3 protein-coding genes and 1 pseudogene are annotated in these 1,335 nt (G+C 60.1%); all 4 read right to left on the reverse strand.

Annotated elements, in window-relative coordinates; translation table 11 throughout:
* Positions 1-201: pseudogene (obgE, locus tag RMN95_RS01310) on the reverse strand (GTPase ObgE); the annotation flags it as partial.
* A 110-nt stretch (positions 202-311) separates the two neighbouring features.
* Entirely contained in the window at positions 312-563 is a 252-nt protein-coding gene (rpmA, locus tag RMN95_RS01315; protein WP_309615163.1) for a 50S ribosomal protein L27, read from the reverse strand.
* Positions 564-583: 20 nt separating this feature from the next.
* Positions 584-895, reverse strand: a complete 312-nt coding sequence (rplU, locus tag RMN95_RS01320; protein ID WP_309615164.1) for a 50S ribosomal protein L21 — start codon at positions 893-895, stop codon at positions 584-586.
* Positions 896-1,151: 256 nt separating this feature from the next.
* The coding region (locus RMN95_RS01325) for a hypothetical protein (RefSeq protein ID WP_309615165.1) at positions 1,152-1,335 on the reverse strand (184 nt) is incomplete at its 5' end.

Here is a 1,335-nt window from a genome sequence, read left to right on the forward strand (position 1 = left end):
CCTACGGTGCGGCGCGCGGTGGAAGCCCAGTAGCGTCGTGACGCCAGAATCGCTCACGAGCACGATGTCGCCCCCGTCGCCGCCATTTCCGCCATCGGGGCCCGCCAGCGGCTTGAACTTCTCCCGCTTGACCGAGACGCAGCCGTTGCCACCATGCCCAGCAAAAAGATGGAGGGTGACCTGGTCGACGAATGACGCCATGGCACTCTCCGTTCTTTATTAAACAGTGAAGGCGAGCCGAAGCTCGCCGCCATCTGCATGTATGGGCCCCTGCTGGGCAATCCAGACGATTCGAAGAATCGGGTGGCGGCTCAGGCCGGAACGATGTTGATGACCTTGCGGCCACCCTTCGCGCCGAACTCGACCGCACCGGCGGCGAGGGCGAACAGGGTGTCGTCTCCACCTCGCCCAACATTGGCACCAGGGTGGAAGTGGGTTCCGCGCTGGCGGACGATGATTTCGCCCGCGAGAACGACCTGGCCGCCAAAACGCTTCACGCCAAGGCGCTGTGCGTTCGAGTCGCGGCCGTTACGAGTGGACGATGCGCCCTTTTTGTGTGCCATTAGTCGATTCCCTAGGACTATTAGAGGTTGATGCTGGTGATCTTGATACGGGTTTGCTCCTGGCGGTGGCCCTGGCGCTTCTTATACCCGGTTTTATTTTTGAACTTCTGGATGACGATCTTCGGGCCACGGAGGTCGTTCAGCACCTCGGCTACTACCTTGACCTTTGCCAGGTCTTTCGCGCCGTGGGTGATCTTGTCACCGTCGACGAGCAACACGGGCACGAGTTCGACGTTGCCGTCTTTGTCTGCTGCGATGCGGTCGAGAACGACAATCGTACCGACCTCGACCTTTTCCTGGCGCCCACCGGCGCGCACAACTGCGTAAACCACTTGGTTTCCCTACTTATTTTGTCGACTCGACTATTGGAACGACTCGCCTGAATTTTGGACCGACTCGCGTTTCTGAATCGACTCGCGTTTGTGAACCGACCCACGTCTGTGGATCGACTCGCGTTTGTGAACTAACACCGTGCTGGAAGCTGTTGGCGATCAGTGCGGGCTCAGCCCAGCAGACACCAAGGGTCAAGACTACTCGACTGCCCGGGGTCGGTCAAACTGGAGCTGCCCGTGTCGCGGGTCGCGCGAATCACACGTCGATGATTCCCTCGAGCGGCCGTTTCGGGGGGTGATCTTTACGCCAAATCCACAACAGGATGCCCGCCAGGACCCCCAGAGGCAGTTGCGCGATAAAGGTGATGATCGCCGACGATAGTGCACGCAGGAGGCCCTGGGCGGCACCATCCCCGTCGAAAGGGTTGGGGAAGGAATTG

Origin of the sequence: Salinibacterium sp. (genome assembly GCF_031364185.1) — a bacterium.
GTDB lineage: Bacteria > Actinomycetota > Actinomycetes > Actinomycetales > Microbacteriaceae > Rhodoglobus.

What these genes read in the sequence shown, in the direction of transcription:
- rpmA (WP_309615163.1), bottom strand. Translation starts at nt 563, where the DNA reads ATGGCACACAAAAAGGGCGCATCGTCCACTCGTAACGGCCGCGACTCG.